The sequence below is a fragment of the Streptomyces sp. NPDC002886 genome (assembly GCF_042888445.1).
Lineage (GTDB): Bacteria > Actinomycetota > Actinomycetes > Streptomycetales > Streptomycetaceae > Streptomyces.
In genome coordinates this window covers 816,878-838,584 of the sequence record NZ_JBIAPV010000001.1, presented here as the reverse complement: position 1 = coordinate 838,584, position 21,707 = coordinate 816,878, and the positions used below count along the sequence as shown (strand labels likewise).

The 21,707-nt window shown below is 73.3% G+C and carries 22 protein-coding genes and 1 riboswitch; of the genes, 14 read left to right on the top strand and 8 right to left on the bottom strand.

Annotated elements, in window-relative coordinates; translation table 11 throughout:
- Window positions 1-7: 7 nt before the first annotated feature.
- Entirely contained in the window at window positions 8-562 is a 555-nt protein-coding gene (locus ACFYYB_RS03735; RefSeq protein ID WP_389433022.1) for a GNAT family N-acetyltransferase, read from the top strand.
- Here the strand turns inward: ACFYYB_RS03735 and ACFYYB_RS03730 are convergent.
- From ACFYYB_RS03730 to ACFYYB_RS03720, 3 genes are read right to left on the bottom strand one after another with little or no spacing between them, the layout of a single operon-like run.
- Window positions 551-1,258 (bottom strand): class I SAM-dependent methyltransferase, encoded by a 708-nt coding sequence (locus ACFYYB_RS03730; RefSeq protein ID WP_389433021.1) that lies wholly within the window; start codon window positions 1,256-1,258, stop codon window positions 551-553. The two genes, ACFYYB_RS03735 and ACFYYB_RS03730, sit on opposite strands and share 12 nt — an antisense overlap.
- Window positions 1,255-1,893: a DUF2064 domain-containing protein gene (locus ACFYYB_RS03725; protein ID WP_389433020.1), complete on the bottom strand. Its 639-nt coding sequence runs from the start codon at window positions 1,891-1,893 to the stop codon at window positions 1,255-1,257. Before ACFYYB_RS03725 ends, ACFYYB_RS03730 begins: the two co-directional genes overlap by 4 nt.
- A complete protein-coding gene (locus ACFYYB_RS03720; RefSeq protein ID WP_389433019.1) occupies window positions 1,890-2,627 on the bottom strand; it encodes a glycosyltransferase family 2 protein in 738 nt (245 codons plus the stop codon). Before ACFYYB_RS03720 ends, ACFYYB_RS03725 begins: the two co-directional genes overlap by 4 nt.
- Window positions 2,628-2,750: 123 nt before the next feature.
- Between ACFYYB_RS03720 and ACFYYB_RS03715 the strand changes: the two genes are divergently transcribed.
- Both ACFYYB_RS03715 and ACFYYB_RS03710 read left to right on the top strand, forming a co-directional pair.
- On the top strand, window positions 2,751-3,548 hold the full coding sequence (locus ACFYYB_RS03715; RefSeq protein ID WP_389433018.1) for a response regulator: 798 nt from the start codon (window positions 2,751-2,753) through the stop codon (window positions 3,546-3,548).
- On the top strand, window positions 3,545-4,705 hold the full coding sequence (locus ACFYYB_RS03710; protein WP_389433017.1) for a sensor histidine kinase: 1,161 nt from the start codon (window positions 3,545-3,547) through the stop codon (window positions 4,703-4,705). Before ACFYYB_RS03715 ends, ACFYYB_RS03710 begins: the two co-directional genes overlap by 4 nt.
- Window positions 4,706-4,921: 216 nt before the next feature.
- Here the strand turns inward: ACFYYB_RS03710 and ACFYYB_RS03705 are convergent, their stop codons facing one another.
- Window positions 4,922-5,926, bottom strand: coding sequence for an NAD-dependent epimerase/dehydratase family protein (locus ACFYYB_RS03705; RefSeq protein ID WP_389433016.1), 1,005 nt, complete (start codon window positions 5,924-5,926; stop codon window positions 4,922-4,924).
- Window positions 5,927-6,197: 271 nt separating this feature from the next.
- On the opposite strand from ACFYYB_RS03705, the gene ACFYYB_RS03700 reads away from it, so the two are divergent.
- Window positions 6,198-6,551, top strand: a complete 354-nt coding sequence (locus ACFYYB_RS03700; RefSeq protein ID WP_389433015.1) for a DUF805 domain-containing protein — start codon at window positions 6,198-6,200, stop codon at window positions 6,549-6,551.
- A gap of 214 nt (window positions 6,552-6,765) precedes the next feature.
- Window positions 6,766-8,985, top strand: coding sequence for an NADP-dependent isocitrate dehydrogenase (locus ACFYYB_RS03695; protein WP_389433014.1), 2,220 nt, complete (start codon window positions 6,766-6,768; stop codon window positions 8,983-8,985).
- A gap of 165 nt (window positions 8,986-9,150) precedes the next feature.
- On the opposite strand, the gene ACFYYB_RS03690 is transcribed toward ACFYYB_RS03695, so the two are convergent.
- Window positions 9,151-9,603 (bottom strand): hypothetical protein, encoded by a 453-nt coding sequence (locus ACFYYB_RS03690; protein ID WP_389433013.1) that lies wholly within the window; start codon window positions 9,601-9,603, stop codon window positions 9,151-9,153.
- A 487-nt stretch (window positions 9,604-10,090) separates the two neighbouring features.
- Between ACFYYB_RS03690 and ACFYYB_RS03685 the strand changes: the two genes are divergently transcribed.
- From ACFYYB_RS03685 to ACFYYB_RS03675, 3 genes are all read left to right on the top strand, one after another.
- Window positions 10,091-11,722 (top strand): glycoside hydrolase family 71 protein, encoded by a 1,632-nt coding sequence (locus ACFYYB_RS03685; RefSeq protein WP_389433012.1) that lies wholly within the window; start codon window positions 10,091-10,093, stop codon window positions 11,720-11,722.
- A gap of 80 nt (window positions 11,723-11,802) precedes the next feature.
- A riboswitch (cobalamin riboswitch) is annotated at window positions 11,803-11,944 on the top strand.
- A gap of 38 nt (window positions 11,945-11,982) precedes the next feature.
- Window positions 11,983-13,761, top strand: a complete 1,779-nt coding sequence (locus ACFYYB_RS03680; protein WP_389433011.1) for a ribonucleoside triphosphate reductase — start codon at window positions 11,983-11,985, stop codon at window positions 13,759-13,761.
- Window positions 13,758-14,399: an anaerobic ribonucleoside-triphosphate reductase activating protein gene (locus ACFYYB_RS03675; protein WP_389433010.1), complete on the top strand. Its 642-nt coding sequence runs from the start codon at window positions 13,758-13,760 to the stop codon at window positions 14,397-14,399. Before ACFYYB_RS03680 ends, ACFYYB_RS03675 begins: the two co-directional genes overlap by 4 nt.
- A 9-nt stretch (window positions 14,400-14,408) precedes the next feature.
- Here ACFYYB_RS03675 and ACFYYB_RS03670 read toward each other — a convergent pair whose 3' ends face one another.
- Window positions 14,409-14,792, bottom strand: coding sequence for a YybH family protein (locus ACFYYB_RS03670; protein ID WP_389433009.1), 384 nt, complete (start codon window positions 14,790-14,792; stop codon window positions 14,409-14,411).
- A gap of 108 nt (window positions 14,793-14,900) precedes the next feature.
- On the opposite strand from ACFYYB_RS03670, the gene ACFYYB_RS03665 reads away from it, so the two are divergent.
- Both ACFYYB_RS03665 and ACFYYB_RS03660 read left to right on the top strand, forming a co-directional pair.
- Window positions 14,901-15,830, top strand: a complete 930-nt coding sequence (locus tag ACFYYB_RS03665; RefSeq protein ID WP_389433008.1) for a LysR family transcriptional regulator — start codon at window positions 14,901-14,903, stop codon at window positions 15,828-15,830.
- 37 nt (window positions 15,831-15,867) lie between these two features.
- Window positions 15,868-17,070, top strand: a complete 1,203-nt coding sequence (locus ACFYYB_RS03660) for an aminotransferase class V-fold PLP-dependent enzyme (protein WP_389433007.1) — start codon at window positions 15,868-15,870, stop codon at window positions 17,068-17,070.
- A gap of 9 nt (window positions 17,071-17,079) precedes the next feature.
- On the opposite strand, the gene cobF is transcribed toward ACFYYB_RS03660, so the two are convergent.
- The gene (gene cobF, locus ACFYYB_RS03655) at window positions 17,080-17,832 is read right to left on the bottom strand and encodes a precorrin-6A synthase (deacetylating) (RefSeq protein ID WP_389433006.1); all 753 of its coding nucleotides are present in this window, start codon (window positions 17,830-17,832) and stop codon (window positions 17,080-17,082) included.
- An 18-nt stretch (window positions 17,833-17,850) separates the two neighbouring features.
- Here cobF and ACFYYB_RS03650 point away from each other — a divergent pair, with 18 nt between their 5' ends.
- The 4 genes from ACFYYB_RS03650 to ACFYYB_RS03635 are packed head-to-tail and all read left to right on the top strand — an operon-like array spanning window position 17,851 to window position 21,113.
- Window positions 17,851-18,606 carry a (Fe-S)-binding protein gene (locus tag ACFYYB_RS03650; protein WP_389433005.1) on the top strand — a complete coding sequence of 252 codons (756 nt, stop codon included), beginning with the start codon at window positions 17,851-17,853 and terminating at the stop codon, window positions 18,604-18,606.
- Window positions 18,603-20,090, top strand: coding sequence for a lactate utilization protein B (locus ACFYYB_RS03645; protein ID WP_389433004.1), 1,488 nt, complete (start codon window positions 18,603-18,605; stop codon window positions 20,088-20,090). Before ACFYYB_RS03650 ends, ACFYYB_RS03645 begins: the two co-directional genes overlap by 4 nt.
- The gene (locus ACFYYB_RS03640; RefSeq protein ID WP_389433003.1) at window positions 20,087-20,719 is read left to right on the top strand and encodes a lactate utilization protein C; all 633 of its coding nucleotides are present in this window, start codon (window positions 20,087-20,089) and stop codon (window positions 20,717-20,719) included. Before ACFYYB_RS03645 ends, ACFYYB_RS03640 begins: the two co-directional genes overlap by 4 nt.
- Before the next feature lie 4 nt (window positions 20,720-20,723).
- Window positions 20,724-21,113 (top strand): VOC family protein, encoded by a 390-nt coding sequence (locus ACFYYB_RS03635; RefSeq protein WP_389433002.1) that lies wholly within the window; start codon window positions 20,724-20,726, stop codon window positions 21,111-21,113.
- A gap of 59 nt (window positions 21,114-21,172) precedes the next feature.
- Here ACFYYB_RS03635 and ACFYYB_RS03630 read toward each other — a convergent pair whose 3' ends face one another.
- A complete protein-coding gene (locus ACFYYB_RS03630; protein WP_389433001.1) occupies window positions 21,173-21,706 on the bottom strand; it encodes a DUF309 domain-containing protein in 534 nt (177 codons plus the stop codon).
- Window position 21,707: the final 1 nt, after the last annotated feature.

Here is a 21,707-nt window from a genome sequence, read left to right as displayed (position 1 = left end):
GCCCGACATGACCGAACTCGGACCCGTGGCCTGGCCGCCCGTCCCGATACGGACCGAACGGCTCGTGCTCCGCGAGTCCGAGGCCCGGGACCGGACGGCGTTCATCGAACTGTTCGCCTCGCCGGAGGTGCGCACCTACCTCGGCGGTCCTGTGGCGCGCGACGAACTCGAACGTGCCGTGCCCGAGGTGCCCGGGCGGCGCCCCGGCCTCTTCGTGATCGATCTCGACGGAGCGATGATCGGCACGGTGTCGCTCGACCGGCGCGGCGCCGAGCGCCCGGGGCACCTCCTGCCGGATGCCGGAGAGGCCGAACTCGGCTACATGTTCCTCCCCGGGGCCTGGGGGCACGGGTACGCCGCCGAGGCCTGCGCCGCGGCGCTCGGCTGGGCCGCCGGCGCGATGCCCGGTGAGCCGGTCGTGCTGTGCACGCAGACCGCCAACGACCGCGCGATGCGCCTCGCGGCGAAGCTGGGGTTCACCGAGGTGGAGCGGTTCGAGGAGTTCGGAGCGGAGCAGTGGTTCGGCGTGTGGCCTTCGCCCGCGCCGAGGTCAGCACGGTGAAGGACCGGCCCGCCGGTTCAGGACGGTGAAGGACCGGCCCGCCGTCGTCCAGTGGGCGGACGGTGCCCAGTCCGCGGCCGCCGCGTACCGGGCCAGGGCCGCCCGGCCGACGCGGGCCCAGGGGAACGGGGCGCCGAGGCCGCCTCGGCCGTCGGCCACCCGGACCTCGCAGCGTTCGTCGACGTCGGCCCCGTCCTCCGCCCGCGCGCACTCCACGATCAGCGAGCCCGTCTCCGCGAGCACCTCGGCCGCGCGGAGCAGCAGCGCGGTGGGGTCCCCGCCGATGCCGATGTTCCCGTCGATGAGCAGCGCCGTGTCCCAACGGCCTTCGCCCGGAAGGGTGTCGAAGACCGACCGGTGCAGGGCGGCGCCGCCCGTGCGGGCGGTCCGGGCCACCGCCTCCGGGCTGACGTCGATGCCCAGGGCCCGGTGCCCGCGTCCGGCGAGCGCGGAGACCAGCCGGCCGGGGCCGCAGCCGATGTCCAGGACGGCGCCCCGGCAGCGGTCCAGCACCGTCCGGTCGGGGCCGTCCGGAGCCTCGCACCAGCGCTCCACGTCCAGCGGCAGCAGCCACCCGTCGCCCCGCCGCAGGTAGAGCGGTCCGCGGCCGCTGCGCAGGGCCACCGTGTACGGATCGGCCGACCAGGCGGTGACCGGACCCCCGGCCCGGGCGCCGCCCGAGGTGAGCGTGGTCATCGCAGGACCGGCCGGGTGAGGTGGCGGGTGAAGTCCGCCAGCCGCGCGGCGAAGGCCCCCGCCGGGGCCTCGGCGGCGACCAGGCGGGCGTCCCCGGCGGTGTCGACGTCGCGCAGGACGGGCAGCCGTTCGGTGCGCAGCCCGGCCGCGCGCAGCCGTTCGTACTGGACCGCGCCCGTCTCGGGGACCGACATCGGTACCCCGCGCAGCAGCGAGGGGTCCGGGACGGCCAGTCCGAGCGCCCAGAACCCGCCGTCGACGGCGGGCCCGAACCAGGCCTCGTACGACGACCAGTCGACGTCCAGCAGCTCCGGCGTGACCTGCGGGGTGTCCATGCCGATCAGCAGCGCGGGCCCGTCGCAGGCCCCGAAAGCGGCGGCGAGCCGCAGGTCCAGGCTCCCGGCGCACTGCGGGACCACCTCGAAGCCGGCCGGCAGCCACGGGCCCGGCCGGCCTTCCAGGACCAAGACCCGGCGCCGCGCGGGGGTCGCGGCGACGGCGGCGAGCGTGTCGGCGAGGGAGGCCTCGGCCAGCGCGGCCGCCTCGGCCGGGGTGAACGGCGGGGTGAGCCGGGTCTTGACCCGCCCCGGGGCCGGCTCCTTCGCGATCACCAGCAGGGTGGTGTCCGTGCTCATCGGGCACCGCCCGAGGACGCGCCGGCGCCGGTCCGGCCACCGGCCGGGCTGCCGTCGGCAGGGCCGTCGGCCGGCTGCGCCAGGACCCGGCTCATGTCGCGCACCGCCTGCCAGGTGCCCCGCCAGGTGCCCGTCACCTTCGACTTCCCCGAACGCGGCAGGTACGGCACGTCCACCTCCCGGACCCGCCATCCCGCGTCCGCGGCCCGGACCACCATCTGCAGCGGGTAGCCGGAGCGCCGGTCCGACAGGTCCAGTCCGAGCAGGCCCTCCCGTCGCGCGGCCCGCATCGGGCCCAGATCGCGCAGCCGCAGGCCGGTCCGCCGGCGCAGCAGCCGGGCCAGCGCCAGGTTCCCGGCCCGGGCGTGCGCGGGCCAGGCGCCGCGACCCCGCGGACGGCGCCGGCCGAGCACCAGATCGGCCTCGCCCGCGGCGACGGCCGCCACGAAGCCGGTCAGCAGCCCGGGGTCCATCGAGGCGTCGCAGTCGCAGAAGCAGACGACGTCCGCCTCGGAGGCGAGCAGTCCGGCGTGGCAGGCGGCGCCGAAACCGCGCCGGGACTCGGTGACCACGGTCGCGCCGAGGCTCCGCGCGAGCTCGGCGGAGCCGTCGGTGGAACCGTTGTCCACGACCAGGGCCCGCCAGCCGTCCGGGATGCGCGCGAGCACCCAGGGCAGGGCCTCGGCCTCGTTCAGACAGGGAAGTACGACGTCTACCGTCACGGTTTCGCTCACGGATTCACCGTAGGAACCGCGGCGCCGCAAAAGGGCCGTGCACTCCTTACGAAACGCGGACGTCGCCCCCACGGACGCGATCCGGGGTCCGGGAGGGCGCCCGTGGGTGGGAGGCTGGACGGTATGAGCGGTGACGGCGTGAACGGCAGCGGCAGCGGCGGCAGGAGTGGCAGCGGTGGCGGTACGGAGCCGGCGCCCGCCCGGATCCTGGTCGTCGACGACGACCCCACGGTGGCGGAGGTCGTCACCGGCTACCTGAGGCGCGCGGGCTACGCGGTGGAGAGCGTCGCCGACGGTCGGGCGGCGCTCGCCCACGCCGCGCTGATCCGGCCGGACCTGGTCGTACTGGACCTCATGCTGCCGGGTCTGGACGGGCTGGAGGTGTGCCGCAGGCTCCGCGCGGCCGGCCCGGTGCCCGTGATCATGCTGACCGCGCGGGGCGACGAGGACGACCGGATCGCGGGACTGGAACTGGGCGCGGACGACTACGTCACGAAACCCTTCAGCCCGCGCGAACTGGTCCTGCGGGTCGCCTCCGTGCTGCGCCGCGCGGCGGCCGCCGGGGCCGAAGACGTCTCCGCGGCCGGCGGGGGAGGGGACCGGCTCACGGGCGCCGGGATCACCCTCGATCCGGCCACCCACCGGGCGGCGAAGGGCGGCCGCGAACTGGCCCTGACCGTAAGGGAATTCGACCTGCTGGCGCACTTCCTGCGGCATCCCGGGCAGGCGCACGGGCGGGAGGATCTGATGCGCGAGGTGTGGGGCTGGGACTTCGGCGACCTGTCGACGGTGACGGTGCACGTACGCCGCCTGCGCGCCAAGGTCGAAGAGGACCCCGGGAGGCCGAAGCTGATCCAGACGGTGTGGGGCGTCGGCTACCGCTTCGAACCGGGCGAGCCGGACGAGGGGGCCGCGGCATGAAGGACATTCTGCTCATCGCGCTGTTCGCGTTCGGCGGGGCCGTGTGCGCGGGGGCGCTCGGGGCGCTCGTGCTGAGGCTGGTGCGGCACCGGTCGGTGGCGGTGTCCCTGACGGTGATCGCCGCGGTGACGGTCACCGCGATGCTGGCCGGGACGCTGGCCGTGGCCCAGGCGATGTTCCTCTCCCGGCACGACCTCGGGGTCGTCACCCTGGTCGTGGCCATGGCGGCGGTGGTCTCGCTGGCCGTGGCGCTGGTGCTGGGGCGATGGGTGGTGGCCCGCAGCCGGGACCTGTCGCTGGCCGCACGGGACTTCGGTGACGGCGGCAGCTTCGCGGCCCCGCCGGGCCTCGCGACGGCTGAACTGGACTCCCTGTCGCGGGAGCTGGCGGCGACGAGCGAGAAGCTGGCGGTGTCCCGGGAACGGGAGCGGGCGCTGGAGACCTCGCGGCGGGAGCTGGTGGCCTGGATCTCGCACGATCTGCGGACCCCGCTGGCGGGGCTGCGGGCGATGTCCGAGGCGCTGGAGGACGGCATGGCGGAGGATCCGGCGCGCTACCACCGGCAGATCCGCACCGAGGTGGACCGGCTGAACTCCATGGTCGGCGACCTCTTCGAACTGTCCCGGATCCACGCGGGGGCGCTGGCGCTGAGCCCGAGCCGGATGTCCGTGTACGACCTGGTCGGCGACGCGCTGTCCGGGGTGCATCCGCTGGCGCGGGAGCGCGGCGTGCGGCTCGACGGCGGAGCGGTGGACCGGGTGCCGGTGGAGGTGGACGGCAAGGAGATGACCCGGGTCCTGGCTAACCTGCTGATCAACGCGATCCGGCACACACCGGTGGACGGCACGGTGGCGATCGCGGCGTCCGTTCGGGCGGCCGGGGACGCGGTGGTGGTGTCCGTGACGGACGGCTGCGGCGGCATCCCGGCGGAGGACCTGCCGAGGGTCTTCGACACGGGCTGGCGGGGCACGCAGGCGCGGACGCCTCCGGCGGGGTTGGCGCCGGAGGGGGTGGCGTCGGTGCCGGCGCCTCCGGCGGGGGCGGGGCTGGGGCTGGCGATCGTACGGGGCATCGTGGAGGCCCACGCGGGGCGGGCGGCGGTACGGAACGTTCCCGGAGGGTGCCGGTTCGAGGTGACCCTGCCGCTGCCGGCCTGACCCCGGCCGGGGTCAGGGGCGCCGCCCCCGGACCCCAGCGCCTCCCGCCGTGGCGGGAGGCGGCGCCGTTGTCGGGGCCGGCCGCCGTACCCCTGCGCCTCACACTCCGGCGGGGCCGGAGGGTGGTGGCCGCCGTGGCGGGGTGCGGCGCCGCTTCTGGGGGCCGGCCCCGTGCCCCCGCGCCCCACACGCCGGCGGGGCTGGATGTGGCCGGCGTCAAGCGTGCGCGAAGTCCGTCATGCCCTTCGCGAAGTCGACCTCGGGCCGCCAGCCCAAATCGGCACGCAGGCGGTGGGAGTCGGCCGTGATGTGGCGGACGTCGCCGAGGCGGAAAGCGCCGGTGACGACGGGCGCGGGGCCGCCGTGGGCCGCGGCCAGGGCGGTGGCCATCTCACCGACGGTGTGCGGGGTTCCGCTGCCGGCGTTGTACGCGGTGCACACGCCGGGCGGTGTCGAGGCCTCCAGGGCCAGGGCGTTGGCCTCCGCGACGTCCGTCACGTGGACGAAGTCCCGCCGCTGGCCGCCGTCCTCGTACACCTGCGGGGCCTCTCCCCGCGCCAGCGAGGAGCGGAAGAAGGAGGCCACGCCCGCGTACGGGGTGTCGCGCGGCATCCCCGGGCCGTACACGTTGTGGTAGCGCAGCGACACCGCCCGGCCGTCCACGCACCGGGCCCAGGAAGCCGCCAGGTGTTCCTGGGCCAGCTTCGTGGTCGCGTACACGTTGCGCGGATCCGTCGGGGCGTCCTCGGCCACCAGCCCCGGCGCCAGCTCCGAGTCGCAGGTGGGGCAGTGCGGTTCGAAGCGGCCCGCGGCCAGGTCGGCGGCGCGGCGCGGGCCCGGGCGGACCACCCCGTGGCGGGGGCACTCGTAGCGGCCCTCCCCGTAGACCACCATCGAGCCGGCGAGGACCAGGTCCCGTACCCCGCCGTCCGCCATGGCGGCGAGCAGCACCGCCGTGCCGAGGTCGTTGTGGGAGACGTACGCCGGGGCGTCCGCGAAGTCCTTGCCGAGGCCGACCATCGCGGCCTGGTGGCAGACGGAGTCCACCCCGCGCAGGGCCCGGCGTACCGCCTCGGGTTCGCGGACGTCGGCCCGCACGAACTCGCCGCCGTCCGGCGGGGGGACGAGGTCCAGGACGAGCGGGTCGTGGCCGTGAAGGCGCAGAGTGGTAACGATGTGGGAGCCGATGAACCCGGATCCGCCGGTGACGAGTACGCGCATGACCGGGACGTTACGGACAGCCGGGGTGCGCGGGGGGCTCCCACGCCCCGCCGTAAGACTTCCGTCAGGTCATTTCGTCACGGGCGGTGAGCGCGTGGGGGCAGGGGGTCTCAAGTTGCGCCCGGTACCAGTGTGTTTGAGCGGCCGAGCGGCGAAAAGTAACCTTTTTGGTCCCTTGCCAAGTGGCTTGACCGCGACGTAAGCGGGGCATAAGTTCTGCCCCGGCTTGCTCCGTCCGGGTGGGCCGGAACGTCGTCCTCAGGGGGGACCCATGCACTACTTCACCGATGTCGTCAAGCGCTACGTCGACTTCAACGGCCGGGCCCGGCGCCAGGAATACTGGATGTACGTCCTCTTCTACGTGGCGCTGGTGGTCGTCGCCATGATCATCGACTTCGCCGCCGGCACCTACCCGCTGTTCTACCTGCTCGTCGTGCTCGGCCTCTTCCTCCCCACGCTCGGGGTGGGCGTGCGCCGGCTCCACGACCAGGACAAGTCCGGTTGGTGGATCCTGGTCGGCATCATCCCCTTCGTCGGCTGGATCTGGGCCATCGTCCTGATGGCCACCGAGGGGACCCCCGGCCCGAACCAGTACGGCCCGAGCCCCAAGGCCGTCCACGCCTGAGCGGGTCCGTGAATCCGTAGCGCCCGAGCGCCGCCCCTGGCTGGAAACAGCCGGTGGCGGCGTTTTCGGCGTTCGGGGCGTCCCCGGCGCCCCGCGTGACGCGCGTCTCGTCCGACCTTGAGCAGGGGGCTGTCCAGACCGGCCCGATCACGAGATATCTTGATGTCGAGCAATGTTGCAGACGAGAGACGCAGACTGTGGAGCGGAGCATCCGGTGACTGACTCGACCATCATCTACACGCACACTGACGAGGCCCCGGCCCTCGCGACGTATTCGTTCCTGCCTGTGATCCAGGCGTACGCGTCGACGGCCGGTGTGAATGTCGAGACCCGTGACATCTCCCTGGCAGGCCGGATCATCGCCAGCTTCCCCGAGTACCTGGAAGAGGGACAGCGGATCGCGGACGCCCTCGCCGAGCTCGGCGAGCTGGCGAAGACGCCCGAGGCCAACATCATCAAGCTGCCCAACGTCTCGGCATCGATCCCGCAGCTCAAGGCCGCGGTAGCCGAGCTCCAGGGCCAGGGCTACGCGCTTCCGGACTACCCGGACGACCCGAAGAGCGACGAGGAGCGCGAGAACCGCGCCCGCTACGACAAGATCAAGGGCAGCGCCGTCAACCCGGTCCTGCGCGAGGGCAACTCCGACCGCCGCGCCCCGGCCTCGGTCAAGAACTACGCCAAGGCGCACCCGCACCGCATGGGTGCCTGGGTCTCCGAGTCGAAGACGAACGTCGCCACCATGGGCGAGAACGACTTCCGCTCCACCGAGAAGTCCGCCGTGATCGCCGAGGCCGACACGCTGCGCATCGAGTTCGTCGACGCCGACGGCGCCGTCACCGTCCTGCGCGAGTCCGTACCGGTCCTCGCCGGCGAGGTCGTGGACGCGTCCGTCCTGCACGTCGACGCGCTGCGCACCTTCCTCAACGACCAGATCGAGCGCGCCAAGGCCGAGGGCGTCCTGTTCTCCGTGCACCTCAAGGCCACGATGATGAAGGTCTCCGACCCGATCATCTTCGGCCACGTGGTCCGCGCCTTCTTCCCGAAGACCTTCGCCCGCTACGGCGAGACCCTGGCGGCCGCCGGCCTCTCCCCGAACGACGGTCTCGGCACCATCCTGAACGGCCTGGGCGCGCTGCCCGACGCCGCCGCGATCAAGGCCTCCTTCGACGCCGAGATCGCCGAGGGCCCTGCCCTCGCGATGGTGGACTCCGACAAGGGCATCACCAACCTGCACGTCCCGTCGGACGTCATCGTCGACGCCTCGATGCCGGCCATGATCCGCACCTCCGGCCACATGTGGGGCCCGGACGGCGCCGAGGCCGACACCCTCGCCGTCCTCCCGGACAGCAGCTACGCCGGTGTCTACCAGGTCGTCATCGACGACTGCCGCGCACACGGCGCGTACGACCCGTCCACGATGGGCTCGGTGCCGAACGTCGGCCTCATGGCCCAGAAGGCCGAGGAGTACGGCAGCCACGACAAGACCTTCGAGCTGGCCGCGGCGGGCACCGTCCGCCTCGTCAATGCCTCGGGTGCCACGGTCCTGGAGCAGGAGGTCGCCGCCGGCGACATCTTCCGCGCCTGCCAGACCAAGGACGCGCCGATCCAGGACTGGGTCAAGCTCGCCGTCACCCGCGCCCGCGCCACCGGCGTCCCGGCCGTCTTCTGGCTCGACGAGGGCCGCGCGCACGACGCGCAGCTGATCGCCAAGGTCAAGACGTACCTCGCGGACCACGACACCCACGGTCTGACCATCAAGATCCTGTCCCCGGTCGAGGCCACCGCCTACTCCCTGGAGCGGATCCGCCGCGGCGAGGACACCATCTCGGTGACCGGCAACGTGCTGCGCGACTACCTGACCGACCTGTTCCCCATCCTGGAGCTGGGCACCAGCGCCAAGATGCTGTCGGTCGTCCCGCTGATGAACGGCGGCGGCCTCTTCGAGACCGGCGCCGGCGGCTCCGCCCCGAAGCACGTCCAGCAGCTCGTCAAGGAGAACTACCTGCGCTGGGACTCCCTCGGTGAGTTCCTCGCGCTGGCCGTCTCCTTCGAGCACCTCGCCACCACCACCGGCAACGCCCGCGCCCAGGTGCTGGCCGACACCCTGGACCGGGCGACCGGCACCTTCCTCAACGAGGACAAGTCGCCGAGCCGCAAGCTGGGCGGCATCGACAACCGCGGCAGCCACTTCTACCTCGCCCTGTACTGGGCGCAGGAGCTGTCGCGCCAGACCGATGACCCGAAGCTGGCCGCCGCCTTCGACCCGCTGGCCAAGACGCTGGCCGAGTCCGAGGAGAAGATCGTCGGCGAGCTCATCGCCGTGCAGGGCGCTCCGGCGGAGATCGGCGGCTACTACCAGCCCGACGCCGCCAAGGCCTCGGCGATCATGCGGCCGTCCGCGACGCTGAACGAGGCGCTCGCGCTCCTCGGCTGAGGTTCATCGGGACCGGGGTTCATCGGGACCGTGGTTCATCGGGACCGTGGTTCATCGGACCGAGATCCATCGGGACCGAGACTCATCGGGACTGAGGTCCATCGCTTCCACGGGTCCGCCCCGGTCGGCAATCGCCGACCGGGGCGGACCCGTTTCCGCACCCGCTCAGAGTCGGTGCACCTGATCCGGCGAGAAGGCCAGCGGGTCGCGCCCGGCGGCCAGGATCCGCAGCCCGGGGGCCACGGCGAGCAGCTCGCGCAGCCAGTCCAGGGTCTCGGACGCGAGGTGCTCGCAGCCGTCGAGTACGAGCAGCATGTCGCGCTCCGCCAGCCACGACGCCGCGTTCGACGTCCCGCACGGCAGGAACGGCATGCCCGGCAGGCTGCCCAGCGCCGCGGTCAGGTCGCGGATCCCGAACCGGTGGTCCATGGACACGACGGCCACTCCGTCGTAGAAATTGGACGAGAGCCGTTGCCCGATCTCCCGGACCAATTGGCTCCGGGGCTCACGGAACCGACCGGTGACGGTCAGCACCTTGCCCCGCCGCACGGCGGTGAATAGACGGGACAGCTCCGCGGAGGTCGCCGGGAAAGTGCCGGCTCCTCTGGAATCCCTCATCGACACGATGCCCCCCTGCATGCGTGACCTGCGGCAAGAGGGTTGTTTCAAGCCGCATGAAGACGATTATGCGCCACTTTTCAGGAAAGGCCAGTGGAATTCCCTATTCCGCTGAAAGGACCGTGGCGTCCGATGATCGCCGTAGTTGTACAGGTCACATCGCTTTGTCCACCCCGCGCGAAGAGGCGCGACACTCCGTCGTTCGCGGCCGTTTCCGCCAACGGTTGTCCGGGGGCCCGGAATCCGCTGTACTGCTCCGGTGCGGCCCGATGTCCGGGCGCGGCGCGGGAATGCTCTGGGGAGGGCCAGGATGAGTGCGGACCGGCGTCGGGCAGGGCGGGGCGCGAGACCCACGTCGCACCGGCGCCGTGCGGGCTTGCGGGGCCGTGCGGGCGTGCGCGGACGTGCGGGCGTGCGGGGCCGTACGGGCGTGCGCGGACGTGCGGGCTTCCGGAGCCGCCCGGGCTTCCGCAGCCGAAGGCCCGTAATGAGCCTCTTCCTGACCGCCTTCCTCCTCGTGGGCGTCTGCGCCGCGACGGGCCTCGCCTGGGACACCCGCACCGTCGCCGGCGCGCAGGGCCGTCCGGGAGCCGTCCCGGGCGCCACGCTGCCCGCGGTCCCCGGCGACGGCCCCGCGCCCACGGCCACCGGCCCCGCCGTCACCGGCGCCCCGGGCACCACCGTCCCGCAGAGCCCGCCCGCGCCGTCCCCGGAGCCCGAGGACCCGGAGTCCGGCGGGGGCGACGGAGCCCGCCCGTCCGGGCCGCTTCCCTTCGACATGCCGCAGCCGGCCACCCTGCGCTCCGGCGCCGCCGGCAAGAAGCTGGTCTTCGCCCACTACTTCACCCCGTACCCGCTCTCCCTCGACAACGCGAGCGCCGACGCCGACTACTACACCCGCAACTACCTGAAGCCGGACGGCGAGAACGGCAAGCACGAGCGCTACGGGGGCCTGCTGCGCGACCGGCCGCTGCCCGTCCGGCCCAAGGCCGGGAACTGGGAGCTCGCCAACCTCCAGCAGGAGGTTCGTACGGCCCGCGCCGCAGGCCTCGACGGGTTCACCCTCGACCTGCTCTCCCTGGCGGGGAAGAACCGGGAGCGCTGCGCGCTCCTGATGGAGGCCGCCCGCTCGGTGGACCCGTCCTTCAAGGTCATGCTGATGCCGGACATGACCTCCCTGGGCACCGACGACCCGGCCGTGCTCGCCGACCTGCTCGCGGACCTCGGCAAGGCCCCGGCGGCCCACCGGCTTCCCGACGGCCGGCTGGTCGTCTCGCCGTTCAAGGCCGAGGAGAAGAGCGCCGCCTGGTGGACCCGGGTCATGGACGTCCTGAAGTCCCGGCACGGCATCCGCACCGCCTTCGTCCCGCTCTTCCTCGACTTCGGCTCGCACAGCGGTGAGTTCGAGTCCATCAGCTACGGATTCTCCGAGTGGGGCAGCCGCAGTTACGTCGGTCAGGAGGGCTCCACGCGCGACGTCCGGCGCGCCCACGCCGCGGGCAAGATCTGGATGCAGCCCGTATCGGTCCAGGACGCCCGGCCCAACCAGGGCATCTACGACGAGGCCGGCAACACCGCGACCCTGCGGGCCACATGGAACCGCGCCATCGAGGACGGGGCCGACTGGGTCCAGCTCACCACCTGGAACGACTACAGCGAGGGCAGCCAGTTCGCGCCCTCCCTGCACAACGGCCATGCCTACCTGGACCTTTCCTCGTACTACCTCACCCGGTTCAAGACGGGTGGCTGGCCGAAGATCGTCCGCGACACGCTGTACCTGAGCTCGCGCACCCAGTTCGCCGCCGCCGACCCGAGCGGCGGCCAGTCCCTGGTGATGTCGCTGCGGGGCGGCAGCGCCGCGGCCCGGGACACGGTGGAGGTGCTGAGCTTCCTGACCGCGCCCGCGAGCATCCGTACGGCCGTGGGAGCGGCCGGGGACGCGCACGCCGCTCCGGCCGGTGTCCACTCCGAGCTGCTGCCCCTGGGCACGGGCACGGGCTCGGCGGCCGTGGTGCGCGACGGCAGGACCGGGGCCCGGGTGGAGCTGCCCTACCGGGTGGACCGCACGGTGGAGGTCCAGGACCTCCAGTACTACGCGGTCACCAGCGGCCGGAGCTGAGCCCGCAGGGCCCGAAGTCCCTTACTCCGGGACCTTCGTCACCCCATATGTAGTGGTGGCGATCTGCCATCACATCTATATGTAGTGTTGGCTCTGCCGGTTCGGCGGGGTCTCTCCCCGGCCGAGGCAACAGGGAACCCGGTGGGAATCCGGGACTGCCCCGCAACGGTGAGTCCGCCACGGCGGACGAGTCCGACCCCTGCCGGCATGGGCTTCGAAGCCCGCCATTCTTCCGTGCCGAGCCTCGTGGGAGGGCTGCCGTGACTGCTGTCGTCGACGCCGTAGAGACCGTGACCGAATACCTGGACCGCCGGGACTGGCGGGTGAACGCCAACGCCAACCAGGGCTATTCGCTCGGCGGCCTCATCCTCAACGCCGCCGGCAAGGTCACGGCGAACTACTGGCTGGAACAGGTCTATCCCGCCGCCGTGGCCCGCGCGCACCGCGAGGGCGACCTCCACATCCACGACCTGGACATGCTCTCCGGCTACTGCGCCGGCTGGTCCCTGCGCACCCTGCTGACCGAGGGCTTCAACGGGGTCCCCGGACAGATCGACTCCGCCCCGCCCCGGCACCTGTCCTCGGCCGTGGGCCAGATCGTGAACTTCCTCGGCACCCTGCAGAACGAATGGGCGGGCGCCCAGGCCTTCTCCTCCTTCGACACCTGCCTCGCGCCCTACGTCCGCCTCGACGCGATGACGTACGACCAGGTCAGGCAGTGCGTCCAGGAGCTGGTGCACAACCTCAACGTGCCCTCGCGCTGGGGCACCCAGACCCCCTTCACCAACCTCACCTTCGACTGGACCTGCCCCGAGGACCTGCGCGGGCAGGTCCCGGTGGTCGCGGGGGAGGAGACCGGCTTCACCTACGGCGAGCTCCAGGCCGAGATGGACATGATCAACCGGGCGTTCATCGAGGTGATGACGGAAGGGGACGCCACCGGGCGGGTGTTCACCTTCCCCATCCCGACCTACAACATCACCCGGGACTTCCCCTGGGAGAGCGAGAACGCCGAGCGGCTCTTCACGATGACCGCCAAGTACGGGCTCCCGTACTTCCAGAACTTCATCAACTCCGAGCTCGAACCGCACATGATCCGCTCCATGTGCTGCCGGCTCCAGCTCGACCTGACCGAGCTGCTCAAGCGCGGCAACGGCCTCTTCGGCAGCGCCGAACAGACCGGCTCGCTCGGCGTGGTCACCCTCAACTGCGCCCGGCTCGGGCACCTTTACGCGGGCGACGAGGCGGGCCTGCTGGTCGAGGTGGACCGGCTGTGCGAGCTCGCCAAGGACAGCCTCGAACTCAAGCGGATCACCGTCCAGGACCTGATCGACGGCGGCCTCTTCCCCTACACCAAGCGGTACTTGGGCACCCTGCGCAACCACTTCTCCACCATCGGGGTCAACGGGATCAACGAGATGGTGCGCAACTTCAGCGGGGACGCGTACGACATCACCGCGCCCGAGGGCCACGCCCGCGCCGTCCGCCTCCTGGACCGGGTCCGGGCCCGGATGGTCGACTTCCAGGAGAGCACCGGACACCTCTACAACCTGGAGGCCACCCCCGCCGAGGGGACGACCTACCGCTTCGCGAAGGAGGACCGGGCCCGCTTCCCCGGCATCCTCCAGGCCGGCACCGACGCCAACCCGTACTACACCAACTCCTCGCAGCTGCCCGTCGGCTGGACCGACGACCCCTTCGAGGCGCTGGAGCGCCAGGACGAGCTGCAGGGCAAGTACACGGGCGGCACCGTCCTGCACCTGTACACCCCCGAACGGATCCCGACGGCCGAGGCCTGCCGCAAGCTGGTCCGGCGCTCGCTGGAGACCTTCCGGCTCCCGTACCTGACGGTGACCCCGACCTTCTCCATCTGCGCCGACCACGGCTACCTGGCGGGGGAGCAGCCCCACTGCCCCACCTGCGGGGCGGTGTGCGAGGTCTGGACCCGGGTCATGGGCTACCACCGCCCGGTGTCCTCCTTCAACATCGGCAAGAAGGGCGAACACGCCGAGCGCGTCCACTTCAAGGCGGCCGTGTGAGCCCCGCGGCGCCCGCCGCGTCCGCCGCGCGGCCGGACGAGGTCATCCGCATCGGCGGCTGGTCCCGGCTCTCCACCTGCGACTGGCCCGGCCGCCTGGTCAGCACCGTCTTCTGCCAGGGCTGCCCCTGGCGCTGCGGCTACTGCCACAACCCCGGCCTGCTGCCCGCCCGCACCCCCGCCGCCGTCTCCTGGGGCGAGGTGCTCGGCCACCTGGCCCGCCGGACGGGGCTGCTCGACGGGATCGTGTTCTCGGGCGGGGAACCGCTCCTCCAGCGCGGCCTGCCCCGGGCCGTACGGGAGGCCCGTGCGCTCGGCCTGGAGGTCGGGCTCCACACCGGTGGAGCCTTCCCCCGGCGCCTCGCCCGGCTGCTGGACGCGGGCCTGCTGGACTGGGTCGGCTTCGACGTCAAGGCCCCGCCCGGCCGCTACGAACGGGTCACCGGCATCGGCCACGCGGCCGCCTCTGCGGAGCGGAGCCTGCGGCTGCTGCTCGCCTCGGGGGTTCCCCACCAGCTCCGCACCACGGTGGACCCGGCCCTGCTGGACCCGCCCGCCGTGGCCGACCTGGACGCCTGGCTCGCGGAACTGGGCGCGGGGCCCACGCTCCGCCAGACCGTCCGCCCGCCGGCGGCCTGACGCACCGCCCTACGCGGCTGCGCCGGGCGCCGAGGCGAACTCCGGCTGGTCCAGCAGCCGCAGCCAACTGCCGTCGGGCTGGCGGCGTACGACCTGGGCACGTGCCCCGGTGCCGTCGCTCGGCGGGGTGGAGGTGAGGGCGATGCCGTCGCTCACCAGCGTCGGCAGCGGGGGCTCCGGCTCGAACTGCGGCCGGCTCACCAGCACCTGCTCCCACAGGGCGCGGATGGCCTCCCGGCCCACCGTCAGCTCGCCGGGCGGGAAGGCCATCACGGCGTTCTCCTCGTAGAGCGCGGCGACCCCGGCAGCGTCACCGGCGTTGGACCGTTCGACGAACAGGCGGGTGATGTCCTCGGGGTGCAGGGCCTTCTCGTACGACGCGTAGTCCGACATCGCTGCCTCCTGTGCTGGAACCGGGGTGTGTGCTCTGTGTTCCAAGCCTGACGTCCGCCGGATCAGAAGTCCAACAGCTGGTTTTGATGGAAGCTAGAATCCCCAGTCATGGAACTGAGGCAGCTCGAATACTTCGTCGCGGTGGCCGAGGAACAGAACTTCACCCGCGCGGCCGAACGCGTCCACATCAGCCAGTCCGGGGTCAGCGCACAGATCCGCCGCCTCGAAGAGGAACTGGGCGCCGAACTCTTCGACCGGTCCGCCCGCACCGTCACCCTCACCGTCGCGGGCAAGGCCGCCCTGGACCACGCCCGCGCCGCCCTGGCCGCCACCGGGTCCCTCGCCCAGGCGGTGGGGGAGGTGACCGACCTGATCCGCGGCCGCCTCACCGTCGGCATGGTCGTCGGCTGCACCGTCACCCCGCTCTTCGAGGGACTCGCCGCGTTCCACCGGGCCCACCCCGGGGTGGAGATCGCCCTGCTGGAGGACAACTCCGAGCCGCTGGTGCAGGCGGTGCGCACCGGCGCCGTGGACCTCGCGCTCGTCGGAAGCGCCGCCACCACCCCCGACGGGCTCGAGGCGCTGACCATCGTCAGCGAGCGCCTGGTCGCGGCGGTGCCGCCCGGGCATCCCCTGACCCGGGCGGACCGGGTCACCCTCGGCGACCTCGACGGCCACCCGCTCATCTGCATGCCCCGGGGCACGGGGATCCGTACGGTCCTCGACCGGGCCTGCGCCGCCCGGGGGCTGCACCCCGCCATCGCCCTGGAGGCGGGCGCCTCCGACGCCATGGCCGACCTCGCGGCGCGCGGTCTCGGGGTGGCCGTCCTGAGCGCCTCGATGGCCGAGCACTACCGCGACCGGCTCACCGCCCTGCCCCTCGCCGACGTGGAGATCCCGGCCCTGCTCTGCCTGGTCTGGCGCGATGCGCGCGGACCCGCCGTACGGGAGCTGCTGCGCCACTGCCACCGCGCCTTCGCGGCGCCGGGCCCGGTGGCCGAGAGCGGGGGTGTCGCTCCGGACGCCGGCGGGGCATGATCGGGCCGACAGCCGCGCCGCACCCACGGAGACCCCTGTGACCGAGCCAGTCGAGTCAGTCGAGCCCGCCGGGCGGACCGAGCCCGCCGCCCTGGGCGTCAAGGAGCCCATACGTCCCGCCGAATTCCCCTGCGGGCGGGACCTGTTCCGCCTCGACCCGGCCATCAGCCACCTGAACCACGGGTCGTTCGGAGCGGTGCCGATCCCCGTCCAGGAAGCACAGGCCGCCCTGCGGGCCGAGGCGCACGCGGACCCCGACGCCTTCTTCATCGGGGCCCCCGACCGGCTCGTCGGGGCCCGGACCCGGATCGCCGCCCGGCTCGGCGCCGATCCGGACGCGCTCGCCTTCGTGTCCAACGCCACCGAGGCCGCCAACGTGGCCCTCGACGCCGTGGAGTTCGCCTCCGGCGACGAGATCCTGGTCACCGACCACGGCTACGGCACCGTCGTCGCGGCCGCCGCCCGGCGCGCCCCGCTCACCACCGTGGCGCTGGGTACCGACCTCCCCGACGAGGACGCCGTACGGGAAGCCGTGCTGGCCGGGGTCACGCCGCGGACCCGGGTCGCGGTGCTCGACCACATCAGCTCGCCCACCGCCCGGCTCATCGCCTCGCCCCGGCTGCTCGCCGAACTCGCCGAGCGGGGCGTCACCACCATCGTGGACGGCGCGCACGCGCCCGGCATGATCCCGGACCCGCTGGGCGGGGGCGCCGACTTCTGGTTCGGCAACCTCCACAAATGGGCCTACGCCCCGTCCGGCACCGCGATCCTGTCCGTCGCCCCGCGGCACCGTGCCCGGGTCCGGCCGCCGGTGCCCTCCTGGGAGGACCACCACGGCTACCCGCGCTCCGTGGAGAACCGCGCCACCTTCGACTACACCGGCTGGCTCGCCGCCCCGGAGGGGCTCGACCTGCTGGAGGAGCTCGACGCGGCCAAGGTGCGCGCCCACAACAGCGCGCTGGCCGCCCACGGCGCGGCCCTGCTCGCCGAGATCCCGGGCATCGCCCCGCTCCCGTACACCGAGGGCCTCGCCCTGCGCACGCTGCGCCTGCCGCCGGGGGTGGCCGAAACCCCGGCGGCCGCCGCCGCACTGCGCGAGCGGATCGCGGCCGAGCAGCGGATCCGGGTGCTCATCTGGCCCTGGCCGGGCGGCGGCGGCATCCGGGTGAGCGGCCAGATCTACAACCGGCCCGAGGAGTACGAACGGCTCGCCGAGGTGCTGCCCGCCTACCTGACCTGAGACGGGGCCTCAGTCGCGCCGGAGCAGGTACGTGTCCATGATCCAGCCCTTGCGGGCACGGGCCTCGGTGCGCAGTTCCTCGATCCGGCCGGCGACCTCCGCCAGCTTCCCCGAGACCAGGATCTCGTCGGGGGTGCCGACGTACGCACCCCAGTAGATGTACAGGTCCTGGTCGAGGTGGGCGGTGAAGGCGTGCCGGGCGTCCAGCATCACCACCACGTCGTCCACCCCGTCCGGCCAGCCCTCCGCGAGCCGGCGCCCGGTGGTGATCTGGACCGGGCGGCCCACCCGGTTGAGGGTGGTGCGGTGGCGGGCCAGCAGCGAGGAGATGCTACTGATGCCGGGCACCACCTCGTGCTCGAAGGCGACCCGTCCCTTCTCCAGCACCTCGTCGAGGATCGCGAGCGTGGAGTCGTAGAGCGAGGGGTCGCCCCACACCAGGAACGCGCCCGTCTCGCCCTCCGCCAGGTCCTCCGCGATGAACCGCTCGAAGAGCTCGGCCCGCGCGCTGCGCCAGCCGTCCACCGTAGGGGCGTAGTCGGAGGGCGTCCGGTCCCGGTCGGGATCGCGGCCCTCCACCAGCCGGTGTCCGGGGCGGGCGTGCGCGTCGAGCATCGCCCGCCGCAGCCCGGTCAGATCCGCCTTCTCCTCGCCCTTCTCCAGGATGAGGAATGCGTCCGCCGCGCCGATCGCCCTGACCGCCTGGAGGGTCAGGTGGTCCGGGTCGCCCGCGCCTATGCCGATCACTGAGAACTTCTTCACCGGGCTATTCTGCCCGTCATGCGCGCCGCCCTGTTCGTCACCTGCGTCAACGACGCGCTCTACCCGCGCACGGGCATCGCCGTGGTCCGCATCCTGGAGCGGCTCGGGGTCACCGTGGACTTCCCCGCCGCGCAGAGCTGCTGCGGGCAGCCGCAGTACAACACCGGCTACCGGCGCGAGGCGGAACCACTGGTCCGGCGTACCGCCGAGGCCTTCGCGGGGTACGAGTACGTGGTCACCCCCTCGGGCTCCTGCGCCGCCATGGTCCGCGCCCACTACCCCCGGATCGGGCGCGCCGCCGAGGCCGAGGGCCGGGGACCGGGGCTGGCCGCGCTGGCCGAGGACCTCGTACCGCGCGTGTACGAGCTCACCGAGTTCCTGGTCGACGTCCTCGGCGTGACGGACGTCGGCGCCCACTTCCCGCACACCGTCACCTACCACCCGTCCTGCCACGGCCTGCGGGGCCTCGGGCTCGGGGACAGGCCCCGCCGTCTGCTGGAGGCCGTACGCGGTCTGGAACTGCGCGAACTGCCCGGCGCCGAGGAGTGCTGCGGATTCGGCGGGACCTTCGCCGTCAAGAACCCGGACGTATCGGCGGCCATGGGCGCCGACAAGACCGCCCGCGCGCTCTCCACGGGCGCCGAGGTGCTCTGCGGGGCCGACAACTCCTGCCTCGCCCACCTCGACGGCATCCTGCGGCGCCGGGGCGCCCCGCTGCGGGCCCTGCACCTCGCCGAGATCCTGGCCGCGACGGAAGAGGAGCCGCTCGTATGACGGGCACGTACCTCGGCATGCCGGCCTTCCCCGACGCGGCCCGCGAAGCCGTACGGGACGAGGTGCTGCGGGCCAACCTCCGACACGCCACGCACACCATCCGCGACAAGCGGGCCCGGGCCGTCGCCGAGCTGGAGGACTGGGACCGGCTGCGGGCGGCCGGCAAGGCCGTCAAGGACCACACGCTGGCGCACCTGGACCGGTACCTGCTCCAGCTGGAGGCCGCCGTCACCGCCGCGGGCGGCACCGTCCACTGGGCGGCCGACGCGGAGGAGGCCAACCGCATCGTGACGGACCTGGTCCGCGCCACCGGGGAGACGGAAGTGGTCAAGGTCAAGTCCATGGCCACCCAGGAGATCGGCCTGAACGAGGCCCTGGAAGCGGCAGGGATCGCCGCCTACGAGACCGACCTCGCCGAGCTCATCGTCCAGCTCGGCCACGACCGGCCCTCCCACATCCTGGTCCCCGCCATCCACCGCAACCGCGGCGAGATCCGCGAGATCTTCGCCGCGGAGATGGGCGGCTGGGGGCGCCCCGCGCCCGAGGGGCTGGGAGACGACCCGCGCGAACTCGCCGAGGCCGCCCGGCTGCACCTGCGCGAGAAGTTCCTGCGCGCCAAAGTCGCCGTGTCCGGAGCCAACTTCATGGTGGCCGAGACCGGCACCCTGGTCGTCTTCGAGTCCGAGGGCAACGGCCGGATGTGCCTGACCCTGCCCGAGACCCTGATCTCGGTGGTCGGCATCGAGAAGGTGGTCCCGACCTTCCGCGACCTGGAGATCTTCCTCCAGACGCTGCCCCGCTCCTCGACCGCCGAGCGGATGAACCCGTACACCACCATGTGGACCGGGCTGGGGCCGTCGAAAGGCGCCGACGGCGACGGCCCCTCCGCCTTCCACCTCGTCCTCCTCGACAACGGGCGCACCGACACCCTCGCCGACGAGGTGGGCCGTCAGGCCCTGCGCTGCATCCGCTGCTCGGCCTGCCTCAACGTCTGCCCGGTGTACGAGCGCGCCGGCGGCCACGCCTACGGCTCCGTCTACCCCGGCCCGATCGGCGCCATCCTCAGCCCCCAGCTCCGGGGCACCGGCAGCGAGATCGACGCCACCCTGCCCTACGCCTCCACCCTGTGCGGGGCCTGCTACGAGGTCTGCCCGGTCGCCATCGACATCCCCGAGGTCCTGCTCCACCTGCGCGAACGCATCGCCCAAGGCGGCCCGGTGACCCGCGACGGGATCCGCGTCCGCCTCCGCCCCGCCGACGGCCACACCGCCGAACGGGCCGCCATGCGGGCCGCCCGGCTCCTCCTCGACCGCCCGGGCGCGCTGCGCGCCGGGGAGCGGCTGCTGGCCCGGGCCCGGCGGCTGCGACCGCGCCGGCTGCCGGGCCCGGGGCGGGCCTGGACGGACAGCCGGGAGCTGCCGGAGCTCCCGGAGCGCTCGTTCCGCGACTGGTGGGCGGCGCGCGAGAAGGAGGCACGCCCATGAGCGCCAGGGAGCAGATCCTGGCCCGCATCCGCCGGGCCCTGCCCGAGCCGCGCCCGGACACCACGATCCCCCGGGACTACCTCCCGGTGCACGGAGCCCGCACGCCGGCCGAGACCGTCGACCTGCTCGCGGCGAACCTCGCGGAGTACCGGGCCACGGTGCACCGGGTCGGCGAGGACGGCATCGCCATGCTGCTGACGCGGCTCCTCGCCGAGCGGGGCTCCGAGTCGGTCCTGGTACCGCCCGGGCTGCCCCCGCACTGGATGGCGGCCGCCGATCCGACCCGGATCCACGACCGGGCGGGCTCCACCCCGTACCAACTGGACGCGGTCGACAGCGTGGTGACCGGCTGCGCCCTGGCGATCGCCGAGACCGGCACGATCGTCCTCGATGGCGGGCCCGAGCAGGGACGGCGCCGGATCACCCTGATCCCGGACCACCACATCTGCGTGGTCCGCGTCCCCGACCAGGTGGTCGACTCGGTTCCCCGCGCGCTGCCGCTGCTTGACCCCACCCGCGCCCTGACCTGGATCTCGGGCCCCTCCGCCACCAGCGACATCGAGCTGGACCGGGTGGAGGGCGTGCACGGGCCCCGCACCCTGGAAGTGGTCCTCCTCGGAGCACAATGAGGGCATGTCCTCCCACCTCGCCCTCACCGCCCTCGTGGTCCACGACTACGACGAGGCCATCGACTTCTACACCCGCGCGCTCGGCTTCGACCTCGCCGAGGACACCGCGCGCCCGGACGGCTCCCGCTGGGTCGTGGTGCGCCCGCCGGGCGCCAAGGAGTCGGCCCTCCTGCTGGCCCGCGCCAAGGACGACGCCCAGCGCTCCCGCGTCGGCGACCAGACGGGCGGCCGGGTCGGCTTCTTCCTCTACACCGACGACTTCGCCGCCGACCACGCCCGGATGACCGCGGAGGGCGTCCGCTTCCTGGAGGAGCCGCGCCACGAGACGTACGGCTCGGTCGCCGTCTTCCAGGACCTCTACGGCAACCGCTGGGACCTGCTCCAGCCGGCGTAGCCCCGTCCGCCGGACTCGGCCCGGACTCGGCCCGGACTCGGCCCGGACTCGCTCCGGGCTCAGACCGGGCCGGGGCCGCCCGTGAGGTGCGGCGCCTCGGCGGCGGCGTCGACGACCGCTCCGGCCTCCACCCGCCCCGCCAGCTCCCGGGCCCAGCGGGCCAACCCGGGCAGGTCCATCCCGTAGGGGGTCCCGGGCACGACCCCGGCCCCGGCTGCGGCCGGGTCCCCGGCCGTTTCCCGCCCGGCCGGCGCCAGCGCGTCCGCTCCGCGGCGCAGCAGCCGGGCCCCGCCGACCGCGTTCCCGCGCGCGGAGTGCGTCAGCCCGACCGCCAGCTGCGCCAGCGCCCGCCACAGCGGCGCTTCGGCCCCGGGCCCCGACTTCCAGGCGTCCTCGAACACCTCGTGCGCGTGGAAGGGCATCCCGGCGTCCAGCAGCGCTTGCGCCTGCGCCACCGTCTCCCCGGGCGGGCGCACCACTCCCTCGGGCTGCCGCTCCACGCCGTGGGCCCCGTACGGCAGCGGCCGCCCCAGCCCGTCCCGGGGACGGGCGTTCCGCGCCCGCCCCTCATCGTCCCGATCCCGTGCCTTCACC